The organism is Micrococcus sp. 140720015-1 (assembly GCF_053627595.1).
In genome coordinates, this window is sequence record NZ_JBSEYC010000010.1 from 1 (window position 1) to 5,911 (window position 5,911).

The window sequence follows — 5,911 nt, forward strand, 5'->3', positions numbered from 1 at the left end:
TGGCAGGTCCAGGGCGGGTGGTGCTCACCGGGTGCGCGGCCGGCAGTGATGCGGGTCGGGATTCCTGAAGAAGATGATCTGGTTTGACGGCCGGGGATCATGTGGTAAGGTTTTCAAGGCCTTCCGCGTGGATGGTCCGGTGAGTGTCTGGCCCCGCTGAGCGGAGTTGACATTGTCGGATCGCGTGGTAAGGTTTTCTAGCCCGGCCATGTGAACGGACGGTGAATGCTTCGGACACGGAGTTGACACGGTCGAAACGGATGGTCTAGGATGGAGAAGTTGCTCCAGAGCGAAACGGCCCGCGGAGCGGGTCGCTGAAGCTGGAAGCGCCTGTTGTTTGAGAACTCAATAGTGTGCCAAGTTTGTTGATGCCAATTGTTTTAACACATATTGGTTGATCATCGCCTGCCACCCCCGTGGTGTGGTGATGGTCTGCCAGGTATTGAATGGATGTCGTGGTGGTTATTTCCGGCTGCCACGGTGTTGTTCTGTAATTTTTTTACGGAGAGTTTGATCCTGGCTCAGGATGAACGCTGGCGGCGTGCTTAACACATGCAAGTCGAACGATGAAGCCCAGCTTGCTGGGTGGATTAGTGGCGAACGGGTGAGTAACACGTGAGTAACCTGCCCTTAACTCTGGGATAAGCCTGGGAAACTGGGTCTAATACCGGATAGGAGCGTCCACCGCATGGTGGGTGTTGGAAAGATTTATCGGTTTTGGATGGACTCGCGGCCTATCAGCTTGTTGGTGAGGTAATGGCTCACCAAGGCGACGACGGGTAGCCGGCCTGAGAGGGTGACCGGCCACACTGGGACTGAGACACGGCCCAGACTCCTACGGGAGGCAGCAGTGGGGAATATTGCACAATGGGCGCAAGCCTGATGCAGCGACGCCGCGTGAGGGATGACGGCCTTCGGGTTGTAAACCTCTTTCAGTAGGGAAGAAGCGAAAGTGACGGTACCTGCAGAAGAAGCACCGGCTAACTACGTGCCAGCAGCCGCGGTAATACGTAGGGTGCGAGCGTTATCCGGAATTATTGGGCGTAAAGAGCTCGTAGGCGGTTTGTCGCGTCTGTCGTGAAAGTCCGGGGCTTAACCCCGGATCTGCGGTGGGTACGGGCAGACTAGAGTGCAGTAGGGGAGACTGGAATTCCTGGTGTAGCGGTGGAATGCGCAGATATCAGGAGGAACACCGATGGCGAAGGCAGGTCTCTGGGCTGTAACTGACGCTGAGGAGCGAAAGCATGGGGAGCGAACAGGATTAGATACCCTGGTAGTCCATGCCGTAAACGTTGGGCACTAGGTGTGGGGACCATTCCACGGTTTCCGCGCCGCAGCTAACGCATTAAGTGCCCCGCCTGGGGAGTACGGCCGCAAGGCTAAAACTCAAAGGAATTGACGGGGGCCCGCACAAGCGGCGGAGCATGCGGATTAATTCGATGCAACGCGAAGAACCTTACCAAGGCTTGACATGTTCTCGATCGCCGTAGAGATACGGTTTCCCCTTTGGGGCGGGTTCACAGGTGGTGCATGGTTGTCGTCAGCTCGTGTCGTGAGATGTTGGGTTAAGTCCCGCAACGAGCGCAACCCTCGTTCCATGTTGCCAGCACGTAATGGTGGGGACTCATGGGAGACTGCCGGGGTCAACTCGGAGGAAGGTGAGGACGACGTCAAATCATCATGCCCCTTATGTCTTGGGCTTCACGCATGCTACAATGGCCGGTACAATGGGTTGCGATACTGTGAGGTGGAGCTAATCCCAAAAAGCCGGTCTCAGTTCGGATTGGGGTCTGCAACTCGACCCCATGAAGTCGGAGTCGCTAGTAATCGCAGATCAGCAACGCTGCGGTGAATACGTTCCCGGGCCTTGTACACACCGCCCGTCAAGTCACGAAAGTCGGTAACACCCGAAGCCGGTGGCCTAACCCTTGTGGGGGGAGCCGTCGAAGGTGGGACCAGCGATTGGGACTAAGTCGTAACAAGGTAGCCGTACCGGAAGGTGCGGCTGGATCACCTCCTTTCTAAGGAGCATCAGTGCCCGTTGCATCACCGCGTGTGTGATGGCGGGTTGCTCATGGGTGGAACATCAACGAATGGTGCCAGTGGTGGTGCCGGCAGTGCTCGAGTACGTCATGCCTGTGAGGGTGTGGTTGGAATGGGTGGTGTTGGTGGCTGCGGGCTGGTGTTGGCACACTGTTGGGTCCTGGAACAGCAGGCGCCCTGACCTTGGGGTTGGGGTTGTTGTTTCTGGTGTCCGTGCCTTGTGAAGCTGGCCTTTGTGGTTGGTGGATGGGGTGTGGGTTGTTGTTTGAGAACTGCATAGTGGACGCGAGCATCTTATTTTTTGTTGCTGCATCGTTGATCGCACTGTTCCCCCTGGGGTGGTGTGTGAGGTGTGGTGATGCCGAGAATGACATCTTAGTTAGATATTGCTCATTTGAGGACTTTCATTGTGTGTGAAAGTTTCCAAGGGCGCATGGTGGATGCCTTGGCAACAGGAGCCGAAGAAGGACGTGGGAATCTGCGATAAGCCTGGTGGAGTCGATAACCGGACGTTGAGACCAGGATTTCCGAATGGGGAAACCCCGCACGACGTGTCGTGTGACCCCCGGTTGAACACATAGACCGGGTGGAGGGAACGTGGGGAAGTGAAACATCTCAGTACCCACAGGAAGAGAAAACAAAAGTGATTCCGTTAGTAGTGGCGAGCGAACGCGGATGGGGCTAAACCGTATGTGTGTGATACCCGGCAGGGGTTGCATGTGCGGTGTTGTGGGCCCCTCCTTGTCATGTCTGCCGGCATGGCGCAGTGAGGTGCGGGCATATAGACGAACCAGTGTGGATGCTGGACCGTAGAGGGTGAGAGTCCCGTAGTCGAAATGTGTTCCGCCGCTGTTGGGGGGTTGCCCGAGTAGCACGGGGCCCGAGGAATCCCGTGTGAATCTGCCAGGACCACCTGGTAAGCCTGAATACTACCTGTTGACCGATAGCGGATCAGTACCGTGAGGGAATGGTGAAAAGTACCCCGGGAGGGGAGTGAAATAGTACCTGAAACCATGTGCCTACAAACCGTTGGAGCCTCCTTGTGGGGTGACAGCGTGCCTTTTGAAGAATGAGCCTGCGAGTTAGTGATACGTGGCGAGGTTAACCCGTGTGGGGAAGCCGTAGCGAAAGCGAGTCTGAATAGGGCGATTGAGTCGCGTGTCCTAGACCCGAAGCGGAGTGATCTACCCATGGCCAGGTTGAAGCGCGTGTAAGAGCGCGTGGAGGACCGAACCCACTTCAGTTGAAAATGGAGGGGATGAGCTGTGGGTAGGGGTGAAAGGCCAATCAAACTCCGTGATAGCTGGTTCTCCCCGAAATGCATTTAGGTGCAGCGTCACGTGTTTCTTCCCGGAGGTAGAGCTACTGGATGGACGATGGGCCCTACAAGGTTACTGACTTCAGCCAAACTCCGAATGCCGGGAAGTGAGAGCGTGGCAGTGAGACTGTGGGGGATAAGCTTCATAGTCGAGAGGGAAACAGCCCAGACCACCGGTTAAGGCCCCTAAGCGTGTGCTAAGTGGGAAAGGATGTGGAGTTGCTGAGACAACCAGGAGGTTGGCTTAGAAGCAGCCACCCTTGAAAGAGTGCGTAATAGCTCACTGGTCAAGTGATTCCGCGCCGACAATGTAGCGGGGCTCAAGTACACCGCCGAAACCGTGGCATTCAGTTTTGCTGGATGGGTAGGGGAGCGTCGTTCACGAGGTGAAGCCAGCGGGTAACTTCTGGTGGATTGTGGACGAGTGAGAATGCAGGCATGAGTAGCGAAAGACGGGTGAGAAACCCGTCCGCCGGATGACTAAGGGTTCCAGGGTCAAGCTAATCTGCCCTGGGTAAGTCGGGACCTAAGGCGAGGCCGACAGGCGTAGTCGATGGACAACGGGTTGATATTCCCGTACCAGTGAAGAACCGCCCATGCTGAGCCGGTGATACTAACCGCCCGAACCATCCCGATCCTCGTCTTTGACGGGGACGGTGGTGGGGAGCGCGGGACCTGAACCGGGGAGGCAAGCGCATTAACAGGTGTGACGCAGGAAGGTAGCCGGGCCAGGCAATGGAAATGACCTGGTCTAAGGGTGTAGGGCTGCCGGTAGGTAAATCCGCCGGCTGTGTGCCTGAGACCTGATGGGCGCCCACATGGTGGGTGATCCGGTGATCCTATGCTGCCTAGAAAAGCATCGGCGCGAGGTTCAAACTGCCCGTACCCTAAACCGACACAGGTGGTCAGGTAGAGAATACTAAGGCGATCGAGAGAATCATGGTTAAGGAACTCGGCAAAATGCCCCCGTAACTTCGGGAGAAGGGGGGCCCCAACCTTGAGCACCACTCGCTGGTGTGAGGGGATCGGGGCCGCAGAGACCAGGGGGAAGCGACTGTTTATCAAAAACACAGGTCCATGCGAAGTCGTAAGACGATGTATATGGACTGACTCCTGCCCGGTGCTGGAAGGTTAAGGGGACCCGTTAGCTTCGGCGAAGCGGAGAACTTAAGCCCCAGTAAACGGCGGTGGTAACTATAACCATCCTAAGGTAGCGAAATTCCTTGTCGGGTAAGTTCCGACCTGCACGAATGGAGTAACGACTTCCCCGCTGTCTCAACCGTGAACTCGGCGAAATTGCATTACGAGTAAAGATGCTCGTTACGCGCAGAAGGACGGAAAGACCCCGTGACCTTTACTATAGTTTGGTATTGGTGTTCGGTGTGGCTTGTGTAGGATAGGTGGGAGACTGTGAAGCGGGCACGCCAGTGTTCGTGGAGTCATCGTTGAAATACCACTCTGGTCACTCTGGATATCTAACTTCGGCCCGTGATCCGGGTCAGGGACAGTGCCTGATGGGTAGTTTAACTGGGGCGGTTGCCTCCCAAAATGTAACGGAGGCGCCCAAAGGTTCCCTCAGCCTGGTTGGCAATCAGGTGTCGAGTGCAAGTGCACAAGGGAGCTTGACTGTGAGAGTGGCAGCTCGAGCAGGGACGAAAGTCGGGACTAGTGATCCGGCGGCTCGTTGTGGAACGGCCGTCGCTCAACGGATAAAAGGTACCTCGGGGATAACAGGCTGATCTTGCCCAAGAGTCCATATCGACGGCATGGTTTGGCACCTCGATGTCGGCTCGTCGCATCCTGGGGCTGGAGTAGGTCCCAAGGGTTGGGCTGTTCGCCCATTAAAGCGGTACGCGAGCTGGGTTCAGAACGTCGTGAGACAGTTCGGTCCCTATCCTCTGCGCGCGTTGGAAATTTGAGAAGGTCTGTCCTTAGTACGAGAGGACCGGGACGGACGAACCTCTGGTATGTCAGTTGTACCGCCAGGTGCATGGCTGATTAGCTACGTTCGGGATGGATAACCGCTGAAAGCATCTAAGCGGGAAGCCGGCTTCGAGATGAGATTTCCTTGCCCCTTTGAGGGTGTGAGGCCCCCAGCTAGAACACTGGGTTGATAGGCTGGATGTGGAAGCGAGGACTGAAGACTCGTGAAGCTGACCAGTACTAATAGGCCGATGACTTACACACACTCTTATCCTGTTGCTTGCTTCAAGGTGATGGGTTGGTGTTCGCGTCCACTGTGCGGTTGTCTGATTGCAACCGGCTGTCTACCTGGTGGTGGGTGGTTGATGTGTTTCAGTTGAATAGTGTCACTGTTGTGTGACCCGTAGGTTTCCCTGCTGTTGCCCGTGTTGAGGGTGGTGGTGTGGGGTTAGGGTTACGGCGGTCATAGCGTGGGGGAAACGCCCGGTTCCATTCCGAACCCGGAAGCTAAGGCCCACAGCGCCGATGGTACTGCAGCCGGGAGGTTGTGGGAGAGTAGGTCGCCGCCGGACATTCTTTGAGGGAGGGCCTCGCACCGTTGGGTGCGAGGCCCTTCCGCATTTCTGG

General features: G+C 56.4%; 3 rRNA genes. All 3 read left to right on the forward strand.

Annotation, left to right across the window (positions count from 1 at the left end):
• The first annotated feature begins 498 nt into the window (after window positions 1–498).
• The 3 genes from ACUXPL_RS11970 to rrf all read left to right on the forward strand — a co-directional run bounded on the left by ACUXPL_RS11970 (window position 499) and on the right by rrf (window position 5,856).
• Window positions 499–2,021 (forward strand): 16S ribosomal RNA (locus ACUXPL_RS11970).
• Window positions 2,022–2,456: 435 nt separating this feature from the next.
• A 23S ribosomal RNA gene (locus ACUXPL_RS11975) occupies window positions 2,457–5,548 on the forward strand.
• A 191-nt stretch (window positions 5,549–5,739) separates the two neighbouring features.
• Window positions 5,740–5,856, forward strand: a 5S ribosomal RNA gene (gene rrf / locus ACUXPL_RS11980).
• The 16S, 23S and 5S rRNA genes sit together here, the layout of an rRNA operon.
• Window positions 5,857–5,911 lie beyond the last annotated feature (55 nt).